Origin of the sequence: Pseudomonas machongensis, from assembly GCF_034961125.1 — a bacterium.
GTDB classification, from domain to species: domain Bacteria; phylum Pseudomonadota; class Gammaproteobacteria; order Pseudomonadales; family Pseudomonadaceae; genus Aquipseudomonas; species Aquipseudomonas machongensis.
In genome coordinates, this window is sequence record NZ_JAYFUI010000054.1 from 1 (window position 1) to 19,040 (window position 19,040).

Annotated in this window: 34 protein-coding genes; 6 read left to right on the forward strand and 28 right to left on the reverse strand. The window is 59.1% G+C overall.

Features of this window, described 5'->3' with window-relative positions; translation table 11 throughout:
* Positions 1-363 (forward strand): transposase (locus VA602_RS03665; protein ID WP_323452498.1); only part of this gene is annotated, 363 nt, incomplete at its 5' end.
* Positions 364-460: 97 nt separating this feature from the next.
* On the opposite strand, the gene VA602_RS03670 is transcribed toward VA602_RS03665, so the two are convergent.
* The 7 genes from VA602_RS03670 to VA602_RS03700 all read right to left on the reverse strand — a co-directional run bounded on the left by VA602_RS03670 (position 461) and on the right by VA602_RS03700 (position 6,536).
* A complete protein-coding gene (locus VA602_RS03670) occupies positions 461-1,207 on the reverse strand; it encodes a DUF6651 domain-containing protein (RefSeq protein WP_323452499.1) in 747 nt (248 codons plus the stop codon).
* 120 nt (positions 1,208-1,327) lie between these two features.
* Positions 1,328-1,606 (reverse strand): hypothetical protein, encoded by a 279-nt coding sequence (locus VA602_RS03675; RefSeq protein WP_323452500.1) that lies wholly within the window; start codon positions 1,604-1,606, stop codon positions 1,328-1,330.
* A gap of 37 nt (positions 1,607-1,643) precedes the next feature.
* Positions 1,644-2,741: a hypothetical protein gene (locus VA602_RS03680; RefSeq protein ID WP_323452501.1), complete on the reverse strand. Its 1,098-nt coding sequence runs from the start codon at positions 2,739-2,741 to the stop codon at positions 1,644-1,646.
* Positions 2,741-4,147: a DUF4055 domain-containing protein gene (locus VA602_RS03685; RefSeq protein ID WP_323452502.1), complete on the reverse strand. Its 1,407-nt coding sequence runs from the start codon at positions 4,145-4,147 to the stop codon at positions 2,741-2,743. The genes VA602_RS03680 and VA602_RS03685 overlap by 1 nt, the downstream gene beginning before the upstream one ends.
* A 2-nt stretch (positions 4,148-4,149) precedes the next feature.
* Complete coding sequence (locus VA602_RS03690; RefSeq protein ID WP_323452503.1) at positions 4,150-5,448, reverse strand: terminase large subunit domain-containing protein; 1,299 nt, start codon at positions 5,446-5,448, stop codon at positions 4,150-4,152.
* On the reverse strand, positions 5,435-5,896 hold the full coding sequence (locus VA602_RS03695; RefSeq protein WP_323452504.1) for a DUF2280 domain-containing protein: 462 nt from the start codon (positions 5,894-5,896) through the stop codon (positions 5,435-5,437). The genes VA602_RS03690 and VA602_RS03695 overlap by 14 nt, the downstream gene beginning before the upstream one ends.
* A gap of 31 nt (positions 5,897-5,927) precedes the next feature.
* Complete coding sequence (locus tag VA602_RS03700) at positions 5,928-6,536, reverse strand: putative metallopeptidase (protein ID WP_323452505.1); 609 nt, start codon at positions 6,534-6,536, stop codon at positions 5,928-5,930.
* A 73-nt stretch (positions 6,537-6,609) separates the two neighbouring features.
* Between VA602_RS03700 and VA602_RS03705 the strand changes: the two genes are divergently transcribed.
* The 3 genes from VA602_RS03705 (at position 6,610) to VA602_RS03715 (ending at position 7,705) form a co-directional block, all read left to right on the forward strand.
* The gene (locus VA602_RS03705) at positions 6,610-6,849 is read left to right on the forward strand and encodes a hypothetical protein (RefSeq protein ID WP_323452506.1); all 240 of its coding nucleotides are present in this window, start codon (positions 6,610-6,612) and stop codon (positions 6,847-6,849) included.
* 53 nt (positions 6,850-6,902) lie between these two features.
* The gene (locus tag VA602_RS03710; protein WP_323452507.1) at positions 6,903-7,367 is read left to right on the forward strand and encodes a hypothetical protein; all 465 of its coding nucleotides are present in this window, start codon (positions 6,903-6,905) and stop codon (positions 7,365-7,367) included.
* Positions 7,368-7,504: 137 nt separating this feature from the next.
* On the forward strand, positions 7,505-7,705 hold the full coding sequence (locus VA602_RS03715; RefSeq protein ID WP_323452508.1) for a thioredoxin domain-containing protein: 201 nt from the start codon (positions 7,505-7,507) through the stop codon (positions 7,703-7,705).
* A gap of 29 nt (positions 7,706-7,734) precedes the next feature.
* Here the strand turns inward: VA602_RS03715 and VA602_RS03720 are convergent, their stop codons facing one another.
* The 21 genes from VA602_RS03720 to VA602_RS03820 form a co-directional block, all read right to left on the reverse strand.
* Positions 7,735-7,989, reverse strand: coding sequence for a hypothetical protein (locus VA602_RS03720; protein ID WP_323452509.1), 255 nt, complete (start codon positions 7,987-7,989; stop codon positions 7,735-7,737).
* Positions 7,986-8,177 carry a hypothetical protein gene (locus VA602_RS03725; RefSeq protein ID WP_323452510.1) on the reverse strand — a complete coding sequence of 64 codons (192 nt, stop codon included), beginning with the start codon at positions 8,175-8,177 and terminating at the stop codon, positions 7,986-7,988. Before VA602_RS03725 ends, VA602_RS03720 begins: the two co-directional genes overlap by 4 nt.
* A 48-nt stretch (positions 8,178-8,225) precedes the next feature.
* Positions 8,226-8,489: a hypothetical protein gene (locus VA602_RS03730; RefSeq protein WP_323452511.1), complete on the reverse strand. Its 264-nt coding sequence runs from the start codon at positions 8,487-8,489 to the stop codon at positions 8,226-8,228.
* Between the two features lies 1 nt (position 8,490).
* Entirely contained in the window at positions 8,491-8,814 is a 324-nt protein-coding gene (locus tag VA602_RS03735) for a peptidase M48, Ste24p (protein ID WP_323452512.1), read from the reverse strand.
* Between the two features lie 97 nt (positions 8,815-8,911).
* A complete protein-coding gene (locus tag VA602_RS03740; protein WP_323452513.1) occupies positions 8,912-9,082 on the reverse strand; it encodes a hypothetical protein in 171 nt (56 codons plus the stop codon).
* Positions 9,083-9,103: 21 nt separating this feature from the next.
* Positions 9,104-9,424 (reverse strand): hypothetical protein, encoded by a 321-nt coding sequence (locus VA602_RS03745; RefSeq protein WP_323452514.1) that lies wholly within the window; start codon positions 9,422-9,424, stop codon positions 9,104-9,106.
* A 46-nt stretch (positions 9,425-9,470) separates the two neighbouring features.
* Positions 9,471-9,635, reverse strand: coding sequence for a hypothetical protein (locus VA602_RS03750; protein ID WP_323452515.1), 165 nt, complete (start codon positions 9,633-9,635; stop codon positions 9,471-9,473).
* Between the two features lie 426 nt (positions 9,636-10,061).
* Positions 10,062-10,448: an antiterminator Q family protein gene (locus VA602_RS03755; protein ID WP_323452516.1), complete on the reverse strand. Its 387-nt coding sequence runs from the start codon at positions 10,446-10,448 to the stop codon at positions 10,062-10,064.
* On the reverse strand, positions 10,445-10,732 hold the full coding sequence (locus VA602_RS03760) for a hypothetical protein (RefSeq protein WP_323452517.1): 288 nt from the start codon (positions 10,730-10,732) through the stop codon (positions 10,445-10,447). The genes VA602_RS03755 and VA602_RS03760 overlap by 4 nt, the downstream gene beginning before the upstream one ends.
* Complete coding sequence (locus tag VA602_RS03765) at positions 10,729-11,226, reverse strand: hypothetical protein (RefSeq protein WP_323452518.1); 498 nt, start codon at positions 11,224-11,226, stop codon at positions 10,729-10,731. The genes VA602_RS03760 and VA602_RS03765 overlap by 4 nt, the downstream gene beginning before the upstream one ends.
* Positions 11,213-12,634, reverse strand: a complete 1,422-nt coding sequence (locus VA602_RS03770; protein WP_323452519.1) for a replicative DNA helicase — start codon at positions 12,632-12,634, stop codon at positions 11,213-11,215. Before VA602_RS03770 ends, VA602_RS03765 begins: the two co-directional genes overlap by 14 nt.
* Positions 12,631-13,449, reverse strand: coding sequence for an ATP-binding protein (locus VA602_RS03775; protein ID WP_323452520.1), 819 nt, complete (start codon positions 13,447-13,449; stop codon positions 12,631-12,633). Before VA602_RS03775 ends, VA602_RS03770 begins: the two co-directional genes overlap by 4 nt.
* Positions 13,436-14,188, reverse strand: coding sequence for a helix-turn-helix domain-containing protein (locus VA602_RS03780; protein WP_323452521.1), 753 nt, complete (start codon positions 14,186-14,188; stop codon positions 13,436-13,438). Before VA602_RS03780 ends, VA602_RS03775 begins: the two co-directional genes overlap by 14 nt.
* Entirely contained in the window at positions 14,185-14,415 is a 231-nt protein-coding gene (locus VA602_RS03785; RefSeq protein WP_323452522.1) for a hypothetical protein, read from the reverse strand. The genes VA602_RS03780 and VA602_RS03785 overlap by 4 nt, the downstream gene beginning before the upstream one ends.
* Positions 14,412-14,975: a hypothetical protein gene (locus tag VA602_RS03790; protein ID WP_323452523.1), complete on the reverse strand. Its 564-nt coding sequence runs from the start codon at positions 14,973-14,975 to the stop codon at positions 14,412-14,414. Before VA602_RS03790 ends, VA602_RS03785 begins: the two co-directional genes overlap by 4 nt.
* The gene (locus tag VA602_RS03795; protein WP_323452524.1) at positions 14,972-15,715 is read right to left on the reverse strand and encodes a phage antirepressor; all 744 of its coding nucleotides are present in this window, start codon (positions 15,713-15,715) and stop codon (positions 14,972-14,974) included. Before VA602_RS03795 ends, VA602_RS03790 begins: the two co-directional genes overlap by 4 nt.
* Positions 15,712-16,008, reverse strand: a complete 297-nt coding sequence (locus tag VA602_RS03800) for a hypothetical protein (RefSeq protein ID WP_323452525.1) — start codon at positions 16,006-16,008, stop codon at positions 15,712-15,714. Before VA602_RS03800 ends, VA602_RS03795 begins: the two co-directional genes overlap by 4 nt.
* Positions 16,005-16,289: a hypothetical protein gene (locus VA602_RS03805; protein WP_323452526.1), complete on the reverse strand. Its 285-nt coding sequence runs from the start codon at positions 16,287-16,289 to the stop codon at positions 16,005-16,007. The genes VA602_RS03800 and VA602_RS03805 overlap by 4 nt, the downstream gene beginning before the upstream one ends.
* The gene (locus VA602_RS03810; protein ID WP_323452527.1) at positions 16,286-16,555 is read right to left on the reverse strand and encodes a hypothetical protein; all 270 of its coding nucleotides are present in this window, start codon (positions 16,553-16,555) and stop codon (positions 16,286-16,288) included. The genes VA602_RS03805 and VA602_RS03810 overlap by 4 nt, the downstream gene beginning before the upstream one ends.
* Complete coding sequence (locus tag VA602_RS03815) at positions 16,552-16,869, reverse strand: hypothetical protein (protein ID WP_323452528.1); 318 nt, start codon at positions 16,867-16,869, stop codon at positions 16,552-16,554. Before VA602_RS03815 ends, VA602_RS03810 begins: the two co-directional genes overlap by 4 nt.
* A 450-nt stretch (positions 16,870-17,319) precedes the next feature.
* Positions 17,320-17,625, reverse strand: a complete 306-nt coding sequence (locus VA602_RS03820; RefSeq protein WP_323452587.1) for a transcriptional regulator — start codon at positions 17,623-17,625, stop codon at positions 17,320-17,322.
* A gap of 87 nt (positions 17,626-17,712) precedes the next feature.
* Here VA602_RS03820 and VA602_RS03825 point away from each other — a divergent pair, with 87 nt between their 5' ends.
* Together VA602_RS03825 and VA602_RS03830 are read left to right on the forward strand one after the other, a co-directional pair.
* Positions 17,713-18,492, forward strand: coding sequence for an XRE family transcriptional regulator (locus VA602_RS03825; protein ID WP_323452529.1), 780 nt, complete (start codon positions 17,713-17,715; stop codon positions 18,490-18,492).
* 158 nt (positions 18,493-18,650) lie between these two features.
* Positions 18,651-19,040, forward strand: coding sequence for a response regulator transcription factor (locus VA602_RS03830; RefSeq protein WP_323452530.1), 390 nt, complete (start codon positions 18,651-18,653; stop codon positions 19,038-19,040).

The following is a 19,040-nucleotide window of genomic DNA, read 5'->3' on the forward strand; positions in this document are numbered from 1 at the left end:
CTGAAGCAGCGCCACAAGGGCGACCGGATCTACCAGGCGGCGATCAGTGATTGTGCCGGGTGCGCGCTGAAAGCCCAATGCACGACGGCCAAGCGCCGCTATGTCTCACGTCACGCTCAAGAGGAAGCCTTTGAGCGTATGGCGCAGCGGATGCAACTGCATCCAGAGATGATGGAACGGCGCAGATCCATCGTGGAGCACCCGTTTGGCAATCTCAAACAATGGTTATTTGGGAACGGGCGCTTCCTGCTGCGACAACTCGAAGGGACAAGAGCTGAGATGTCGCTGGCCGTGACCGCTTACAACCTCAAGCGAGCGATCAGCGTCCTGGGTGCCAAGAAAATGATGCAACTGATGGGCTGAAGAGCCTTTTTCAGCACAAAAACAAACGCCCCGAACAAGTCGGGGCGTCTGGTCTAAGGCTTGTCAGTGTGTTTTCACACAGTCTGATTGGGCCTCCTTATTCGCTTGCGGTCAGGCCCTTGATGGCTTCCAGGCGTTCAGCCTTGGAGCCACCGAAGTTGCCTTTCGTGGTTTTTTGCTGGCCACCGCCGTTCGGCGCGCCGCCGCCATTGGCGCCGGAGCTCTTCAGGATGTGGTCGCGATGGGGGTACTGCGAGACGAGGGTTTCGAGCGCTTCGTTGAAGTCGGCCAGTTCGCCCGGGCGAGAGCGACTGAAGACCTTCTGGCCCTGGGCGTCGTAGGCGACGACCTTGCCTTCCTCGATCTTGAAGTTGCTGCCGAAGGTGGCCTGAACCATATCAGCGGGAACAGCCATCTTCTCGGCGATGAACTGGGAGCGTGCGAAGCTGCCGCCAATCTTCTCGGCATACAGCTGCTGCTCGAAGGTCTGCGCCTTGCCGTTGGCTTCATCCAGCTGGGTTTGGAAGGCCTTGCTGATTTCGCCCTTCACCTTCTCGATCTCGCCGGCATCCACCAGCTTCTTGGCATCGAGGTTGGCGACAACCTCCAGGGCTTTCTTGGCGGCTGCAGCATCTTCGATGCCTTCGAACGCCTTCGCAGTCTTCTCGAAACTGTCCGCGCGCTCGCGGTGCGACTTCGCCTCGGCGTTCAGCCGGGTGATAGTGTTGCGAGTACCCACGGCATCGAAAGCGACGTCCTTGCCGTCGTCATCGGTGTATACGGGCTTGCCATCCTCGAGCACTGCGTACTGCTTGCCATCAACTTCAACGGTTTTGAGTTTCATCTCGTCTCTCTGGGCCATCCGGCCAGTTGGTGAGCCATCCGGCCCCAGTTGCGCCCCGTCCATCCGAACCGCAGGCAAAAAAAAGCCCCGACAGATGCCGGGGCCTTGTGTTCAGTTCCTTCAATTGTGCGTTTCTTGCTCAGCTTCTTGCTTAGCCAGAAGGCTTTCCCGCCCATAGGCAAACATTACGAGAGCGCTGTATAGGGAGGTATTGTTTCCCTCCTCGCTCCAGTATGTGTATCCCACATACTGGTATTTCCCGATGTCGACAACTGCCTCGAAATCGTCCACATGAGGATTAAGAGCATCACCCTGAACAATGATGTCCCTACCCTGCAGTTGCGTGATCTCTCCCTGAATAAAGCGTTTCAGGAAATCAGCGTTCTGTTGATGGCTCATTGTGTGTCCTTGCACTGGTTTCGGTCGCACCAATACATCAGGGTTTACGATCCACCGCAAGCTTCAGCCTTTCGCGCAGCTCATCAAGGGTCAGGAACCTCCCCTTGTCGTTGTAAAAATCGCCCAATTTCAGCCCACCCTCACGAATCAGCCGGCCGCGCTCCGACCCGAGGATCTCGTCCTGGCGCGCTGCTGACTGCTTGCTCAGCCATTCGGCGTAGGTGGTCGACTCTGGCACCTGGCCGTCCATGCTCGCCCGCGTTGCTCCATCACTGAAGCCCAGGGCCTTGGCGCTCTTGAGCACCGGCACCTTGGAGGATCGGCAGCAGAAGTGGATGCGCCCGGGCCCGGCCAGCCACGGGATCGTGTGGCCGATGGGCTTGTAGGTGCCCAGCGTGTACGGCAGGCGGTCACGTATCCGGCAGTCGCTTGATGTGTGGTTGTCCAGCGTGCTGAGCCACTCAACGTGACTGATGATGTCGCTGTTCGCCTCATACGCTGCGTCGCTGGCCGTTTCAGCCGTGTGTGACACCGCAGACCGCACTACCGACTCAACGTCGCGCCTGGCCTTCTGGAGTGCGCCGTCGGCGTATTGCTGAAACCGGCTGCCCATGATCGTGCGAACGATCTCGGCAGTTGTGCGCCCTTCAACCACACCAGAGCGCACTGCATCGCGAACTGCGGCGGCGCGACTGGACTCGATGCCGACCACCCACTCTCTCAGCAAGCGACCTTGGAACGGTCGAGCAAGGGCTATCGCCTTCACAGCGCTGAACGCCGGGGAGACGACCGGGTATGCCTCTCGCACCAGAGCCGGGAGAACGGCGCGAAGCGTGCTCTGCTGGAACGCCAGCTCGTAGCTGACCAGTCCGTCGGTCATCTTGTCCATTGCAAGGCGGATCTCAACAAAGGTCTGCCGGTTGATCCTCAGTACCGCCGCCAGGGCGATATCCACGGCTGCCGCCGAGAGATCCGCCCCCAGATTCTCGATCGCCTCAATCAGGGCGGCCCGGAGATCCGCATCCCTGCTGTTCAGGACCTTGATGATTGTCAGCACCTGGCTGTTGCTCAGCCTGGACAGGTCGACCTCATGCCCGATCAGCTCGCTCAGCAGCTTCTCGTTGGTCGTCTTCATCACAGCGTACCAAGGGCAGGCCCTTGGGCCTCTATCTTCGCCAACTCCTCTTCCCAGTCGTACTCGTCGCTGATCACTCCACGGCGCTGCATCTCCGCGAACAGCGTCTCCTTGCTGATCATCCCGGCATTAGCCATGGACACCAGCGTCGGCAGAGACACCTCAGGCATGTAGTCGACGTCGAAGTTTCCGCGAATCTCAACGGTGCCGCCATCGCCCAGAGCGCGGTAGTCGGCCATGAACTGGAGCAATAGCGACAGGCAGTCGGCGAAGTGGTGCGCCATACGAGCCAGCGGGGACAGTTCTTGTGCCGCCTCCTCCTCCGCCTGGGTAGCAGTCTTGGTGGCCGACTTATCCGGGGTCAGCAGCTTGGCCCCGGCCATGCGCATCTCACCGATCAGGTCTTGCAGCGCGGTCCGGCCAGACTCAACTGCCTGGCCGGTGTGCTCGACGTACTTTAGGTCGCCATCCTTGGGCAGGTCGGTCAGTTGACCGGTGCCCACCTTGAACTCTGGCGGAACCACCTTCCCCTGATTGTCGTACTGCGTCTGGATGCCGATGCGCACCAGGATGGGCACGCGGATAACGTGGAGGATGTTGTCCTGGTCGCTCTGGCTCTGCCAGTGCTTCACGTTCAGGTGCGCCAGTTCTATCAGTGGCGGCTTGGCCGTCATGAAGCCAGTGCGGCCGGTGTAGAACGTAACCCATGGGATCGCGGTCAGGCTGTTGGTTCCCTCATCGTGCGGCTCCCAGGTTCCGCCGAAACTAGACTGCTTGCCGCCTACTGCCTTGGCCGCCCTGCGATAGGTGCGCCAGGAGCCCGGCTCCAGCACACGGATCTGCTCGACGCACTTGGCACCGAACTCTCCATCTTCCTCCTCGACCAACTCGATATAGCGAATCATGGTCAGCACGCCACCCTTGGAGCGCCAGCCCAGCACCTGCTCAGGCCTGACCATTACGACGTAGGGGCGCACACCTGCGGCCTGCTCGTCGGCCTGGGTCTTCAGTTCGCCAGCGGGCGGGTGATCAACGAAGGCATGGCACAGGCCATGGCTCAGCCCCTCGGTGAAGAAGCCGACAGCCCAGGAATTGAGATCGTTGCCAGCATGGTCGATATCTCTAGCCATCTCGACGATTTGCGCCGGAACATCGTCGCCTACCTGAAGGGGTTCAGCGAACACACGAGAAGTCATGTTGCCGACCGTCTCGGAATAGGCCGGAAGAAGCGTCGAGAGACGCAGGCGCTCTTTGTAGGACTCGTCGTCCTCGGCTGGATACTGCGGCAGCAGGGCCTTGCCTGCGGCACGCATTGCCATGGTTCCGCCCATGAGCGGCGAGATCACGGCCCAGTAGGCGCGCATCGCGTCGACAGCGGGCAGCGTGATGCTCGGGTTATCGCTCATGTTCACATTCTCAGGGATTGGGTCGTGAAGACCGGCCGCTCAATTGGGTAGTCGTGGTGGATGAAGTAGCCGCCAGCGTCGTTCGCGTGGTCCACGCCAGACTTCTTGTCGGGCTCGCCGTTGGCAGCCCATACCTGCTGCTCCAGGCCATCTGCATAGGTCGGGCAGCGCAGCGGGTTGATCAGGTAGCGGCGCTCGCCATTCGCGTTGCAGAACATCGCGTTCATGGCGTTGATCCGGTCCTTGACCGGCGGGTTGGCGTCGGGTGCGATGACGCTGAAACCGGCCTGGCGCAGAATGGCGATGTCCGTCTCGCTGGCATTCACTGACTTGCGCGAGCCGCCAGAGGCGTCGGGGTAAATCCTGATTTCGCAGGTCTTCTCGTAGTCCCGGCCGTTGTGCCGCCAGTAGCGCTCCTTGATGCGCCGGATCATGTCCGGAGTATCAAAGCCGTCGATCAGCTCATCCACCGCCCTGGGCTTTCCGTCTGGGCGCTTGACGTGCGTGATCGCCGCCATCTTGCCGACGTTGAAGTCCATGCCGATGAACAGCGGCTCGCCAGGGTCCACGGTGTCGAAGCAGGAATTCAGCTTCCGGTCGTAGGCGTGGTAGATAGAGCCGGCGTTCAGGTTGACGAACTGGCCATTCAGGTAGGCCAGGATCAGTTGGTCCGGGTACGACTCCATCAGCGATGGGATGTAATCCGGCGGAAGGTTCAGTTCGTTGTCGAAGGTGCTGGCCTGCACCAGGCCGTACATGCCCTGCAGGGCTGGCTTCTCGCGCAGCTGCTTCACGAACTGTTGAAAGACGAACTTGAACCCCTCGGGGGTCGTGGTCACGTCTACGCCGTTCTTCAACCCAGCCACGTTGTAACGCATCCGGGCAATAATCTTGCGCCAAGCGTGCTCGGCCTTCAGCGCGGGCAGGACGTCGAGCTCGTCGACCAGCGCGTGCCCGATCTTGAAGCCAACGATGGTCTGCGGCTTCTCCATCGAGCGGCAGATGGTGGTGCTGCGGTACTGGCCGCCGCTGTAGAACTCGACCTCCTTGTCGCTTTCCTTCGTCTTGACCTTGAGGCCCCAGTCGAAGGCGACCTCCTCGATGGTAGGGAAGAAGATGTCGCGAATCTGCGGGTACGTGGGGGCGAAGTAGCCGGAGTCGATCCGGGGCCACTCCCACACGTGTTTGCAAAGCGCCGCGCAGCCGACCCAGGTCTTGCCCGAGCCGAACCCGGCAACGAAGCCGCGGAACTTGTTCTCCATGCGGAGGAAGCTGGCCTGAGGAACATTAAGCGATGGCATCAGGCTTCCTCGCATCCACCACGTCTACCTGCACCCGGGTGGGCGGCACGTTGTCGTGGGGATTCTCGTTCTTGGTCTGGCGGTTCACGTAGACGTCGCCGACCTCTTTGGCCGCCTGCTCCAGTAGCTGGGCAGTCAGGGCCATGTTCTTCATCGACTCGGCCTTCTCGGCCATCCTGCCCAGCGCGCGTAGACGATAGGCGCGGTGTGCGATTGGAATATCGGCTGTCTCGGTGGTGAACCGCTCACGGCATGCGTGAAACATGTCCACCCAACGCTTGGCCAGACCGCGCCCGGCGTACTTGGTTGGGTCATGCCCTTCGCACACCTGACGACTGACATCTACCCCGAATTCTTTCTTGACGGCCTCCACCACCTGGCTGGGTGTATCGAAGCAGGCCAGAGCCTGAACAATGAAGGCTTTGACCTCGCTTCGTAGTGATGCCATGTGAATATCATCCGTCAGGACCTGTCAGGATTCAGGCCGACTTGAGCAGGCAGGTTCCGCAGGCCCTCGAAATGTTGATCTTGGCCACCTCAGGCGGCCGGCTTGCAGCGTCGATTAGCTGCTGTACGTCTTCGCTTGCACCGTAGCGCTTCACCACGCCGACGAACTCCTCCACATCGTGTCCACGGAGGAAAAGCTTGGGCATACCGTCCTGGGTGAACTTGGGTGCGCCATACTCATCCGTCGCCTGGGCGATGTGGTAAAGCTCGTGTTCGACCAGGGCACAGAACTCGGCCTCGCTGCACTGAGCGCAGTAGTCACCAGCAAGCGTGATGAGGAACTCCGGCTCTTCGCCGAACCAGTCCCGCATCTGCTGTTCCTGCCGTGCCTTTTGCCAACCGCCTGCTCGGATCATCAGTTGCTCGGCCTGACCCAGCACAACCCGGCCCTGCTTGGCGAATCCAGACGATGCCCACAGCACGCCGATGTTGGCGTCAATCAGGTGGGCATGCTCTGGGTTATGGATGCTGCCGGTTGTCGCCAGGACCTCTTGCAGTATCCACTCCCATACCTCGGGAGCCGGGCGAAGCTTGGGCCAGAGCGATTCGAGCAGATCCTCCGGGGGCATTGGTTTGCTCATGCATCACCTGCATCTTGAAATAGTGACCGGTTGCCGGTATTGGTGAGGATTAACTCAGCATCAAGGAGATGCAATGAAGCACACAATTACTATTGATATCGGCGTAGACGTGGTGGATATACCGACCATGCAATCAATGCCAAACCCTGAGTATTTGGGCTACATAGAAAACTCGCTGTTTTGGGTCGACCACCACGACGTCTTACGAGCTACACATGGTGAGTATCCAATCGCAACCACCTCTGAGCAGGTTGAGCTTCTGATCAACCACCTAAAAATTGTCGCAGATGGTATGCGCAGGGCTGGCGTCTAAAGTCGCGCTGCATTCACCTACGGCGCAGCCATTTCTCACCGACAGGAGTTCGTATGCCAACAACCAACATCGAGCGCTTCGATCAGGCATGCGGCTTGATCTTCGCTCATCTCTTCGACCGCTTTCCTCAGCGGACAATGATCCGCTCGGAAGACATTGAGGCTGTTTTCAAAGCAAGCGAGCAGGAACATGAGGACTGGTTGTCACAATACGTATCCCGAGAGGCTTTCTTTGGTTCAACGATGACTTGGTTGATTGACGCAGGCTACATCTGGTGCGCTGCCGGCCAAGACAACAACTTTCAGACAATCTTCACCCAGTGTGTACTCACCCCCAAAGCGCTTGAAGCACTTAAGGTGACACCGACCTCTCTCTCAACTGGCAGCCTTGGAGAGTCCCTGAAAGAAGCCGCCAAATCGGGCGCCTTAGATGCCGCCAAAGACCTGGCAAATCAGGTCATCAGCAAGGGCTGGAACATCGCGACGACAGCCGCAATGTCCGTTCTGAGCCAGGCCTGAGCACGATCCGACCCGAGGATCATTCGATCGCCTCCCAATCGGGTTTCTTGGTTGTCATGCGGGAATCCTGATACTTGAAATGGTGGCCGGTTGCCGTTATTGGTGATGCTCACACCTCAAAGCACGGAGCGCCTCAAATGCCGAAGTACATTGTCCAGAAGATTCCAGTCATTTTTCACGTACAAGGCAATCGCAATGGACGCAACACGCCAGATCCTATCCCTGGATTCGAATGGCGCATCGCCAACGCAGTGACCGGCCAAAGGTTCGGCGATCCTTACAACGACGAAGAAAGAGCCAATGCCAAGTGCCTGAAACTGAACGAACAGGAGGATTAAACCAGGCGCCGCAGCAGGATGCGGCGCCTCTACCCTTCCCCGCCACCCAACAGCACATCAATCAACTTCTGCTCTCCCAGGCGCATCGCGCCAAGACATTGCAGATCGTCGCACTTGGGTCCGAGCCCGAACACGGTCACTTCGCCATTCGGGCCTATGATGGTCAACACGCCTACGGTGCACTCAGGATGCTCGCCGGCACCCAGATCATCGGCAATCTTGCGCAAGGTCTTGGCAGCATCGCGCCAATCTTCCCGCTTGAACTCAAGAATCTTGACGGTCATTCGATCACCATCTGATGAGTTTGTGCGTGGGCATGGCCGTGCAGCAGGCCAACCAGTAGCCCCTGCGGAAGCCCGGCATCCTTGGCGGCATCAATCGCTTTCACCAGGGCAGCGTCGAGCTCTGCGACTGTGCGGGCGATATCCTTGCTTACCGGAAGCTCATGGCGAATGCGGGTGACGTTGCTCATTGCTACTCCCGCGCCACGAAACGGCGCATTCTAAGTTTGTGGCGCGCCTCAGCCGAAGACGTGACCACGACGAGCCCAGGCATAGGCAACGACCCCGGCATGAAGCATCACGCCGAAAGGGTTGACCCAATGGCCTTGCAGGACGGTTACGAATGCACCGAACCCGCCAATGGCTACGAGGTAGAACGCAACGCTCAGCAGCGGCTGATCAACCGGGCGCACCTTGCGCAGGTAGTCACAGGCAGCGACCACCACCAGAACGCACAGGAACACGTCCAGGGCAGTCATCGCCGAAACCAGGATGTTGTTCATATCAGGCACCTCGCGCCGCGACGAACGACCCCATGGCAGCCTTGATTGCCGGGATGATGTTCATCGCTGTCAGACCCAGCACGAAGGCTACGCCGCACAACAGGTCATCGGTGACAGCAAGATCGAGCTTGGGAGCCAGCCAGGCAGTGACGGGCTGGGTCAGGTAGACCGAGAAGCCAAATCCGGTAGCGACAGCGGTCGCGGCCTGGAATCGGGTCAGGTCCTTCAGGAAGCCGAGCGAAAGAATCGAGCCGATGAAGGCAGCCATCACCACCCCATACTTGCCCAACACTACGCTGGCGGCAGTGCTTGTTGGTTCGGCCATGGGGATGTCCTTGGTGAGAAGGCCTTTTGAGGCCCTTTTGCAAAAAAAGAAAGCCCGCGATCGACGGGCTTCGAAAAATTACTGGCGTACTACGGCGCTACGCCCCCGATTCAGGGTCGCTAGCCGGAACACCAGGTGAACGTTGATCTTCCTTATCATCGTCGAGCACCGGATCGGTATCTGGATCATCGGCCTTGGCATGATCGTCCGGAATCTGAGAACCCTCGTTCACTCTGGGGTCACGACTCGATTCTGGGTGAGTGTTCATATTGCCTCCTGGGCCATCAGCTCAACGCCGGTCATCAGACAGCGGCGTTTGTTCATCAGCTTCAGGGGGAACCCTATCCGGATCCTCCCAATCCTCAGGCCGATCCATGCCTGGCTTACTAAGCGGATCGTATTTCTTGGGGTCATCAGGATCCAGGGTTGGATCATCAATTTCAGGATCGGGTCTGGAAGGGTCTGAGCCTTGCGGCTGGTTTTGAAAGCTCGAGTCGTTAGACATACGCACCTCATCAATGAGGTCCAGATTATCTGGGCCGTACTCGTTGGAAACTGCTTGATTGACCGGGGTGCATTCGAACAGATGAGCGGGCAACAAAAAGCCCAACGCTATGGCCGGGCTCTGTTTAACCTGCCTAGCAGACAGAAGGTAATTACTTGATGAATCCTAGCGGGATCGTCGTTTCCTTCCGAGCCTTGATCAGCGCATCAGCCTCCGCTTCGGTCAAGCCTTCTTTGACTACAACCATGCCGTGAAACACCGTCCAACAATTCGCGCCTTTCGCGTGCTTGTTCCTCTCTTTCCTGATCTCAGTCATTTGCCTCTCCTTGAGTGCGAGATTAAGGCAAAATAATAGCAGGAAACAACAAAGCCCGACGCTTTGGTCGGGCTCTCTTGTTGTTACTCGATCTGATGCAAGTTCGCCCGCTTTTCTTGCACGGTTAGATCACCAAAGCGGCGCGGGTTGCCGCACATCCAGCAAGAACAGACCTTGCCGTGGTTGGCGAACAATCCTGCATGTCGGGGATCTGTCGACCAGCATTCTTGGGAACGCTGTTTTTGGTAGAAGCGTGCTTTGATCCTGCTCGTATCGTGTCGGCGTTGTGCTCTGGACATTTGATTCTCCTAAGCCAAAGCCGACGAAGCCCCGGCAGATTACTCTGGCGGGGCTTACGTGTCGTGCCATTGCAAGCTGGACACGCTGCTATGAAAACAGGTGTTTATCCGTACGGAAAGCTTTTTTTCATGCTGCGTCCAAATCTCCGTACAGCGCTCCATCCAACCAGGCTACCCCGGCCTTGATCAGCTCCCAGGCCTTGCGCTCGGACATCCCATTCTCTCGCCCGATTCGGTTGGCTGGCCACTTGGCGCCGAAGTAGAACCACACGAAATCGCCCATCTGCTGATTGCGCTTGATCAACTTCGCCAAGGCACTGTCTACCAACTCTGCCACCTCATCCTTGATCGTGTAGCTCTTGGTGGTGGACATGGGGTTACGAAGGCTCATCACAGCGGCCATCTGCGAGACGTATCCAGGTACGCCCATTCCATCCATTCGCCACCACCCCCACTGTTCCAGCAGATACTCGGTATCGCCCAGTGGCTTGTCCACGTAGGTTCTTTTCTTCATGCAGCCCTCCGGGGCGTCGGATCGGTGTCCAGGCCGAACAGCTCGCGCAGTAGCTTGTCAGCGTGTTTGTTCTTGGCGTTGCCCTCGGAGATCCAACCCTTGGCGAACTGCTCGAAACCCAAGTTGGCACGAGCGGCGTGCCAGTCGGCCACGATATCCATCAGGGCTGCCGAGGCGATTCGGCCATTGGTCTGCTCCAGCAGCATGCGATTGCCCACCTTGAGGAACTTGCACTCCACGGCAGTCAAACACTTACGCGGCGGTGCCGCAGTTACATTGCTCATCGAGCTACTCCATCGGCCACGCGGGCCTCAGCAATTCGAACGAAGCCCAGGAACTGGTCGGCGGGCATCGACTCCTTGATCACGTCCAGGAGCACCCGGTCCATTTGCAACTGGGACTGAGCCTTGGCATCCCTGCGCATCTCACCGCAACGCTTGAGCAGTCGCGCCCTGTCGTGGTTCATGTGCTTGAGCGCGGCCTTGGCGCGGTTGTACCAGCCGCGGTCGTAGGGAGTTCCCTGGTTGGCACCATCCAGTGCCTGAGCCAGCGCCAGCTCCAGCCGGATCGAGTCAGTCACCAGCTGCTCGTGCAGCGCCTCGCACTCGCTCAGGGTGGCGGGCAGATCCACAGGGCCGCGCAGGGTGTTGCTGGGCGCCGGGGTGTCGCCAGTGGCAACAGACTTCTCGGCGCCAGCACGCTTGGCCACCTTCACCGAGACGACCGGGATTGCAGGTTTGCCAGCGCCAGAGCGCGGCCACAGATCAGAAAGTTTCATGCTTAGCTCCTTTGGCGCGGTGACCTTGGGCAAACGGCCGGCCCATCTCGACTTCTTCGTTGCTGGGCTGATACCCGACCAGCTCGGCAAACCGGTGGTATGCACCCTGGTGCTGAACACGGCAGAAGCCGGTCTCGCCATGGCGGTTCTTGTCCACGATCAGCTCGGTGACCCCGGACTGGCCTTCCTCGGATTCGCCATCCCGGTGAACCAACACCACCACGTCGGCGTCGGCCTCGATCTGTCCTGAGTCGCGCAGGTCGCTCTTGGTGGGGCGCTTGTTGGCGCGGTTGGTTGGGCCTCGGTTCAGCTGCGCCAGCACGATCACCGGCACGCCAAGCTCCTTGGCCAGCCGTTTGATCGACTTGCTGATCTCGGTCACCTGGTCGTAGCGACTGGCCGACTTGCTCTCACCATTGATCAGGCCGATGTAATCGAGCGTCACCGAGCCAAGCCCATGCTCACGCTTGACTGTCCGGCAGATCTGGCGAATGTCTCGCATGGTCAGCGAAGCGTCATCGCAGAAGATTAGGGGTGCACTGTTGAGCCGATTGACCGCAGCCGTCAGGCCTGGCCAATCGTTATCGCCCATCGAGTGCCCCTCGGTGATGTGCTTGAGCTGAACGCTACCCACCGACGCCAGCGACCGGTTCGTCAGCTCCACATCCGTCATCTCCAGGCTGAACACCAACGAGGTGGACTTGGCCACCAGCGCAACACGCTCAGCGATGCCAAGGCCTAGGGTTGTCTTGCCGCTGCCCGGGGCGCCAGCGATGACCACCATGTGGCCAGGGCAGATGCCTGAGATGAACTTGTCGAGCGATGGCAGGCCAGTGTCGAACCCCAGCACCACATCACGGTTAAACCGGCGGTCAATTCCGTCGATCGCCTCAGGCAGCACCTCGCCGATGAAGCGGTACCGCTTGCGCGAATCCAACCCTTCAGCCTCAAGAGCGATCCAAGCCTGCTGCCCCTGCGCCAGCACCTCATCCAGCGAGTCGCCATCCTTCAGGCGCTCCGACATGATGTGCGCAGCAGCAATCACACGTCGGGCCACCGAGCGCTGCTTCACGATCCTGGCGTAGGCCGAGAAGTTCGCGGCGCTTGGGGTGTTGCGTGCGATCTCTGCCGCCACCACCAGCGTGCTACGCCCATCAGAGAGCGTTGGCCTGGCGTCGGAAAGTGTCACAACGTCGATCGCCCTCCCCTTCGCCCTGAATGCCAGCAGAAGCTCGAACAGCTCCGCGCAGTCGGGCTGGAAAAAGTCGCCAACCTCCAGCTTCACGTCGTCGATCAGGCCCGGTTGGTGGATCATTGAACCAATCAGCGCATGCTCAGATTGGGGGCTGTGCAGGCGCGATTCACCTTGACCATCCTGCATTGCATCCAAATAGTCCTGGCTGATCATGCTGCACCCCCGCGACGCGCCGAAGCCCAGGTGAAGGGAGCCAGCAGCCCGCTGTTCTCCCGCAGACGATCCATAGCCCGAGGGCCAATGTAGTCCGGCAGATTCTCGCGCTCTTGGTTGCTGATCAGGATCGTCGGCTTGACCAACTGGTAGCGCCGATCGATCACCTCGTGCAACAGGCTGGGCATGAAGTCCTTTCCAGGTCGTGGCGTGTGCATACCCACCTCGTCGATCACCAGCAGGTCGACGGCGGCCAGATCGGCCAGCAGGTCGGACTTCGAAGGTCCGGCGTTGCTCCGGAAGCTGTCGGTCACGGCCTGCATGATCGCCTCAGCAGTCACGATGAGGCCGGTGGCGCCGAGCTCCCGGACGACGTACTGCAGGATGGCGCAGGCCAGATGCGTCTTGCCGTTGCCAACCTCGCCCAACAGCATCAGCGCCCGACCGGCGCTGTAATGCTCGGCGAACTCCTCTGCGTAGCGGCGGCAGATCGACAGGGCGCGAGCCTTCGCAGCGTCGGCATCGGTGATGAAGTTGTCGAAGGTGCAGCCTCGGAACCGAGGTGTGATGCTGGTAGCGAGCAGGTCACGGTTCAGCTCGTCAGCGTCCTTGTCAGCTTGCGCTGCGGCTCGAACGCCTGCCTCGCACTGCAGGTTCAGAGCCTCCCAGCGGCAGCGTGGGCACTCAGTGAGTTTCCAGCCACCATCGAACTGCTCGACATGCTTCGCCTCGTACTGCCCGTGGCCTGGGGTCGCGCATTCGGAAACACAAGCGGAACGCTCGGCCGGCGCCGGGCTGAATTTAGATGAAGTCATCAGGGTACATCTCCTGGTGATGGGCCGGGACTTGCAGCACTGCGCTGCGCGAGCCGGTTGCTGGGGCGCTCCATGCGTCCTGCTTGAGTCGGTTCACGAGCCATTCGGTCTTGAAGCCCTGCCAACCTGCTGTCATGGCTTCCGCCAAAGCTTTGTCCGAGTCGATACCGGCCTGTCGGCATTTCTCCAGCTCGTTCAGCACGGTGTTCCAGATCGTCGTATTGAGCGGCCCTTTCTTCTTCCGGAACTGGAAGTAATCGCGGGCGGTTTGCTCGGTCAGATCAGTGGGTGCCAGTTCGAGCATCTGTTCAACCGTGAACCCATCACTTCCCCTCTTACGGTTCTTTGATGGTTCACCTTTGGGTTCTATTACGGTTCTGGGGGCATCTGGTGCCGGGGTGTCCGGCATCTGGTGCCAGGGTGTGGGGCACGTGGTGCCGGGGTCCCCGGCATCTGGTGCAGGGGGGCATTTAATGCCGGGGGCATAAGATGCCGGGGTTACGACGTAGTAGGTCGACCGCCCAGCCCGCTCTTTTGCCACCAGCAAGCTGACACTTTCCAGCCAGCGGATCGCGTTGCGCACAGCCCGCTCTTTCAGGCAAGTGCGCTCGCAGATCCTGGCGATGGAAGGCCAGCACACGCCGTCGTCGTTGGCATTGTCGGCCAGGGAGATCAAGACCGACTTTTGCGCGGCGCTCATTTCGAGCGGCCAGCAGGCGGTCATCAGGATGGTGCTCACAGATCAAGCTCCTCTGTGACCCGGCGCACGAAGGCGTCGTAGGTTTCCGCCATCTGGAAGCCTTGAAGCTCCAGCGCCTCGCGATACGCCTTCGCGCTTCCGTAAAGCGTCCAGCGCTGGCGCTCTGGCAGATTTCGAAACGCCGAATAGGTTGGCCAGGGGCCGGTGATGATCGCTGCGCCAGCGTGCTGCTGGAGCGCCTGGGCAGGGTTTGGGGTCGTGGTCATTGGAGAGTCTCCGATCCAGCGCCGGTGATCTTGGCGACGTGCTGCGCAAGATCGGTCAGCGAACCACCGGAAAGGCGCAGAACGAGCGAGCGCAGCGCTGTCACCGCATCCAGGGAAGACACCCGCGCCTCGGCCATTTCAAGCGCCTGGGGCGAGTGGTTGCTGATCGTCTCAAACACCTTGTCGGCATAGTTGAACGACGCGCTGGCGACCTGCAGAGTGGTCAGATGGTCGAAAACCTCGGGCCGCAGTGGCTCGCGCAGAGTGTTGACGATCGGAATGCTGAAGGTTGGCGGCTCACCACCCTCCAGCAGATGCCGACGCTCCTGCGCGAGGTGCTCGTCATACACGACCGAAGCATCACTGCCGGTCTGTCGTTCGAACAGCACACTCAGTGCCAGGCTGGCGCCAACCAGACCGACGTAGGTTTCGTCAAATTCGCAGATCTTGGCGCCATCGCTGACCACCTCGATTGCATCCATAACGGCCTCGAACGACAGCAACATCAGAGCCGCATTGGAGAAGCTCTCGAAATAGGCCTTGTTGATTACCTTGCTCATTGAGGCACCTTCTGGACCAGACGGAACCGGCCCTCAAAATATGGGTGGGTCGCCTGGGTGGCGGTGACCATCGTGGATTCGGAGACAAAGCGGTGGAAGGCGGCAGTGACGTGGCTTTTCGACCAGACCAAGTACTGCGAGCCGAGAGCTTCCTCGTGGCCATTGCGCACCATGCCGGCCGGGTTTGGCTGGTTGGGCCAGACCTTGAGCACGTAGTCCACGACCGCGCCGGATAGCCCGTGCCGCTTGAGCATCGTTTCCTTGATGCGGGTGAGCGATTGGCAGTTTTGCGGGCAGTGGTCCCACACGGTCGTCTGGCTCAGATCCTCGACGCGGCGCTCGATCCGCTCCAGCGCTGCCTGCTGCTCCCGCTGCTGGCGCTCAACAGCAACCAGGTGGTTCGCGTTAGCGGCGGTGATCTCGGCCTGGGTCATTGGGCGCGTCTGCTGCCCTTCCAACTCATTCAGGCGGGCGAGTACGCGACGGCGAACACCTTTCGACTCACGCATGGCGACCAGCTTGCATTGGTCGGCGGTGAGACGAAGTCCTTCGGACTGAGTGTTGTTCAAATTTTGCACTACGAAAGTTTCGTAGTTCTCCCCTTCAAGCTCATCCTTGCAGCGTGCAACGAAGTCGTTATGGCGGACAGATGCTTCGCCGAACGCAGCTCGGGCCTCATTGACCAGCACCAGCAGTTCGGTGGTGTCCATGGTGGTGAAGGCGGTAGAAGGCAGGTTCATGCCGCGCCTCCAGCTCTAAGCCGCTTGGGTGCTGGGTGTTCAGCTCGCTCGACAGACAAAACGCTCGCATTGACCAAAGCCCTGGCCTGTTGAATGAGCGCCTTGCAGGCGTTGGCCTCGGCAGCGCCAAGGTTGGCATCGATGAGGTAATTGCAGAGCGCTTCCGCGCCCTGCAATAGCTCGCTCGAAGCGCTCAGGGCGTCAGAGCAACTCACGCCAGGCTGGACTGCGAACATGTGATTGTCGCCGATCTGTCTGAACGGGGCGTGGCAGGTCATGAGTAGGGAAGTCATGCCGCACCTCCCGCGCCACGTTTCTCAGGGGTAGGTTTTTGTGGCGCGTGTTTTTGAATCTGCTGGAACCTCTCGATCTCGGCGTCAATGCCTCCGAAATTGGAGTCGTCGAGGTACTTGATCAGTTCGGTGAGCGCTTCAGCGCCACGGCCACAGTCGTGTACGTGGCTAATGTGGATGGCACGAGCAATAGCGGCGGTCCACTCGAGATAGCCCTTGGCAACCAGAAGCTGGAACTCGGCGCAATCTGCTACGTCTGCGACACTCGTTGGGGGGGTCATACCGCACCTCCTTGCTCAGGACCAACGCCAGCGTGCGCGGCATACACCAGCGCCAGTGCGGATTCGGCTGCGTAGAAAATCAAGGTGGCTTGATGGGTAACCGCAGGCTCGGTCATGAGCTCCATCAACCCAGCCACAACCGCTTCCAGACGATCAGTGGCGGCGTCTAGCGATTCATGAACTGGGATGCCGCCAACGGCCTCGAGTACCGAGTGCAGGCCCTGGGTGTGGAACTCGTGGCAAATGGTCATCGGTTGGGTAGTCATGGCTGCTCCTCGCGCTGGATGGCGTATTGCGCGCTACGAGCAATGGTCGTGGTCACATCAGCCAACAAGCTCAGCGCACGCAGCTCATTGAGGTAGACGCCCTCCCCATAGTTGACACAGAAGGCGAGTCGCTCAGTGAGCTGATGCAGCCCTTCACTTATGTCAGCTGCATACCTGAGCCCTTCGAGCATCGGGATATCCGCATTGATGCTAAACAGCTCAGGTTCGCCCATGTTGGGCTGGCCAAACTCCATTTGATTGAGGGGTGGCAGTTGCGCCGTTGATGGCGCGGTGGTACTTTTCGGGTGCGACATAGCGCATCTCCTATTTGCATAGCGATGTGTATCGAAGACCTCCTGGCAGAGGTCGGTTAAAAAGCCCGCCTGGCAGCGGGTTTTTTTGTGCCTTGAATTTGGGTAAGCCCATCATCCACGGAACAAAAAATATGCAACCCCCTCATCCGAGAGGGTCATGGCCTACCCTGGGCGGGCTTGGCGAATAGATGTTTGCGCGCGCATATCACGCTCCTCTGAAAGCGCAACCTGCGCTCGTATTAGGTTTCGGGTTATTCAAACGGCGACTGCTTGCCATTGGAAGGCCCGGAATAGGGCCTGCTTGCAATGAGAATCCACAAAACCGCCGGCCGCCGCCACTCAACTCGTGCGAGTTACTCACTGCTCCGGTTGTGAATTGGGCATTAGTGCCTGTGCTCGATGGTCTACGAGCCAACCGGTTTGCGTAAGGTGGTAAACCCAGCTGAGGATTCATACAGCTTCCTTCGTGATACTGGATGTGCATACAGAGCCAACAGGCCCAGGTGCCACAGGGGAGGTTTTGGCGGATGATTCACCTACCTTGTAGCGAGCTTCGACCTGAGCAATCAGGTGGCAGAGAGAAGCAGCTGAGACAGCTCCTTCCGTAGCAGTCTCAGCAAGAAGCGCTTTTTCAGCACTGATACTCAGCGCTCCGGACAGCCAGTACGACACGGTTGCCTGAGATACGCCCATAGCTGTCGCGGTCTGCGCTTGTGTGCCGAAATGCTTTATCAGTTCTTTGATTGAGCTCGCCATGATTCCAAGCCAATAATAAGTCAATTGATATCATGGACAGAAGCAAGCTTCTTTGCAAGCACATAAGGAGCCTTCTAGGATTGACGGATGAACCTATCCCAACGAATCAAAGCGGCCCGCAAGCATGCGCGCCTTACCCAATCAGAGCTGGCCGAGATCGTGGGCATTGCTCAGACCGCGGTGAGTCAACTCGAATCCGGAAAGACACTGAGGTCGGCCTACATCATGCAGATAGCCCAGGCATGCGGGGTGAATAGCCTGTGGCTGGCTTTTGGAGACGGGGAGATGCTCAAGCCTGAAGACGGATCAAACTTGATCCGCTCTACCCTCGACGAAATCTTCCATGGAGAGACGCACGAGGATGGCGAAGCCAACTTAGCGCTACGCGAGAGGATCGAGGCAGTGCAGGCGGCCAGTAGGCTAAGCCCTTCTGAAAGCACTGCTTCAGAAGTGATTCCGTACCTGATTGAGATGGACGACCCAGCGCGCCCCGGGCGAACTAAGCTCGAGTTCAGCATTACTGCCTCCCTCCAGGTCAGTGACGATGTACTTCGCCGGAATGCTGTCGATGCCAAGAGTGTCGTGGCTATCGCGGTAACAGGGAACTCAATGTCGCCAGTGCTGCAAGATGGTAGCTCTGTGCTGGTTGATATGCGCGAAACCTTGATCCGAGACGGCAAGATCTACGCCATTGACCATGACGGCCAAATCAGAGTCAAGACTGTCTACCGCCTCCCTGGGGGAGGCATACGAGTTCGGAGCTTCAATACCGCTGAGTATCCGGATGAGACCTACACACCATCAGAACTTGAGGATCAAAAAATCAGAATCGTTGGCCGAGTCTTCTGGGGTGTCACCCTCTTTTAGCCTCGCATCAACATAAGCCTAACGCCCGGTCTTCCGGGCATTTTTGTACCCCCATTCGCTAAAAATCAGTCGGTTGATAAAAAAACGAGGGAAACCCTTGCATATAATTATTAGTATGCTTATATTTTTATGCATTCCTTCAGACATGGACGTACCCGATGAACAACATGGTTAGCTTCAGAGGTATCCAAGGTGACGTCGGCCTACTCGCTGCGCAGGAGCTCAAAGCGGCCCTAGGCATCTGCTGCGGACTGGCAAATAAAGAGATCGCTCGGGAGCTTGCTTGCTCCCCGGCCACCGTGAAGAAGTCGATCGAGCGCATCTTCTTCAAACTCGGGGTGAGTAGCCGTTCAGCCGTACCAACCGAACTCTTTTGCCGAGGGATAGCCAGGAAGCTCTCTCTGATCATGTGCGTCGTTTTCGTTGGCCAAGCGGCAGTGTCGGAAGAGCAGATGCTTCGCATACGCCGCGGCGGCAACGGCGGCGAGCGCAAGATCGAAACCCGTGTTGCTACCCGGCGCGCTGAGTGCGGCCTGGCGGTGGCGTGA

Coding starts and splice junctions, on each gene's coding strand:
- VA602_RS03825 (WP_323452529.1), top strand. CDS start 17,713: ATGAACCTATCCCAACGAATCAAAGCGGCCCGCAAGCATGCGCGCCTT.
- VA602_RS03775 (WP_323452520.1), bottom strand. CDS start 13,449: ATGACTTCATCTAAATTCAGCCCGGCGCCGGCCGAGCGTTCCGCTTGT.
- VA602_RS03785 (WP_323452522.1), bottom strand. CDS start 14,415: ATGACCACGACCCCAAACCCTGCCCAGGCGCTCCAGCAGCACGCTGGC.
- VA602_RS03795 (WP_323452524.1), bottom strand. CDS start 15,715: ATGAACCTGCCTTCTACCGCCTTCACCACCATGGACACCACCGAACTG.
- VA602_RS03790 (WP_323452523.1), bottom strand. CDS start 14,975: ATGAGCAAGGTAATCAACAAGGCCTATTTCGAGAGCTTCTCCAATGCG.
- VA602_RS03695 (WP_323452504.1), bottom strand. CDS start 5,896: ATGGCATCACTACGAAGCGAGGTCAAAGCCTTCATTGTTCAGGCTCTG.
- VA602_RS03710 (WP_323452507.1), top strand. CDS start 6,903: ATGCCAACAACCAACATCGAGCGCTTCGATCAGGCATGCGGCTTGATC.
- VA602_RS03680 (WP_323452501.1), bottom strand. CDS start 2,741: ATGAAGACGACCAACGAGAAGCTGCTGAGCGAGCTGATCGGGCATGAG.
- VA602_RS03760 (WP_323452517.1), bottom strand. CDS start 10,732: ATGAGCAATGTAACTGCGGCACCGCCGCGTAAGTGTTTGACTGCCGTG.
- VA602_RS03830 (WP_323452530.1), top strand. CDS start 18,651: ATGAACAACATGGTTAGCTTCAGAGGTATCCAAGGTGACGTCGGCCTA.
- VA602_RS03670 (WP_323452499.1), bottom strand. CDS start 1,207: ATGAAACTCAAAACCGTTGAAGTTGATGGCAAGCAGTACGCAGTGCTC.
- VA602_RS03725 (WP_323452510.1), bottom strand. CDS start 8,177: ATGAGCAACGTCACCCGCATTCGCCATGAGCTTCCGGTAAGCAAGGAT.
- VA602_RS03690 (WP_323452503.1), bottom strand. CDS start 5,448: ATGCCATCGCTTAATGTTCCTCAGGCCAGCTTCCTCCGCATGGAGAAC.
- VA602_RS03700 (WP_323452505.1), bottom strand. CDS start 6,536: ATGAGCAAACCAATGCCCCCGGAGGATCTGCTCGAATCGCTCTGGCCC.
- VA602_RS03730 (WP_323452511.1), bottom strand. CDS start 8,489: ATGAACAACATCCTGGTTTCGGCGATGACTGCCCTGGACGTGTTCCTG.
- VA602_RS03755 (WP_323452516.1), bottom strand. CDS start 10,448: ATGAAGAAAAGAACCTACGTGGACAAGCCACTGGGCGATACCGAGTAT.
- VA602_RS03705 (WP_323452506.1), top strand. CDS start 6,610: ATGAAGCACACAATTACTATTGATATCGGCGTAGACGTGGTGGATATA.
- VA602_RS03720 (WP_323452509.1), bottom strand. CDS start 7,989: ATGACCGTCAAGATTCTTGAGTTCAAGCGGGAAGATTGGCGCGATGCT.
- VA602_RS03800 (WP_323452525.1), bottom strand. CDS start 16,008: ATGACTTCCCTACTCATGACCTGCCACGCCCCGTTCAGACAGATCGGC.
- VA602_RS03815 (WP_323452528.1), bottom strand. CDS start 16,869: ATGTCGCACCCGAAAAGTACCACCGCGCCATCAACGGCGCAACTGCCA.
- VA602_RS03750 (WP_323452515.1), bottom strand. CDS start 9,635: ATGACTGAGATCAGGAAAGAGAGGAACAAGCACGCGAAAGGCGCGAAT.
- VA602_RS03805 (WP_323452526.1), bottom strand. CDS start 16,289: ATGACCCCCCCAACGAGTGTCGCAGACGTAGCAGATTGCGCCGAGTTC.
- VA602_RS03735 (WP_323452512.1), bottom strand. CDS start 8,814: ATGGCCGAACCAACAAGCACTGCCGCCAGCGTAGTGTTGGGCAAGTAT.
- VA602_RS03810 (WP_323452527.1), bottom strand. CDS start 16,555: ATGACTACCCAACCGATGACCATTTGCCACGAGTTCCACACCCAGGGC.
- VA602_RS03820 (WP_323452587.1), bottom strand. CDS start 17,625: ATGGCGAGCTCAATCAAAGAACTGATAAAGCATTTCGGCACACAAGCG.
- VA602_RS03740 (WP_323452513.1), bottom strand. CDS start 9,082: ATGAACACTCACCCAGAATCGAGTCGTGACCCCAGAGTGAACGAGGGT.
- VA602_RS03715 (WP_323452508.1), top strand. CDS start 7,505: ATGCCGAAGTACATTGTCCAGAAGATTCCAGTCATTTTTCACGTACAA.
- VA602_RS03685 (WP_323452502.1), bottom strand. CDS start 4,147: ATGAGCGATAACCCGAGCATCACGCTGCCCGCTGTCGACGCGATGCGC.
- VA602_RS03765 (WP_323452518.1), bottom strand. CDS start 11,226: ATGAAACTTTCTGATCTGTGGCCGCGCTCTGGCGCTGGCAAACCTGCA.
- VA602_RS03675 (WP_323452500.1), bottom strand. CDS start 1,606: ATGAGCCATCAACAGAACGCTGATTTCCTGAAACGCTTTATTCAGGGA.
- VA602_RS03770 (WP_323452519.1), bottom strand. CDS start 12,634: ATGATCAGCCAGGACTATTTGGATGCAATGCAGGATGGTCAAGGTGAA.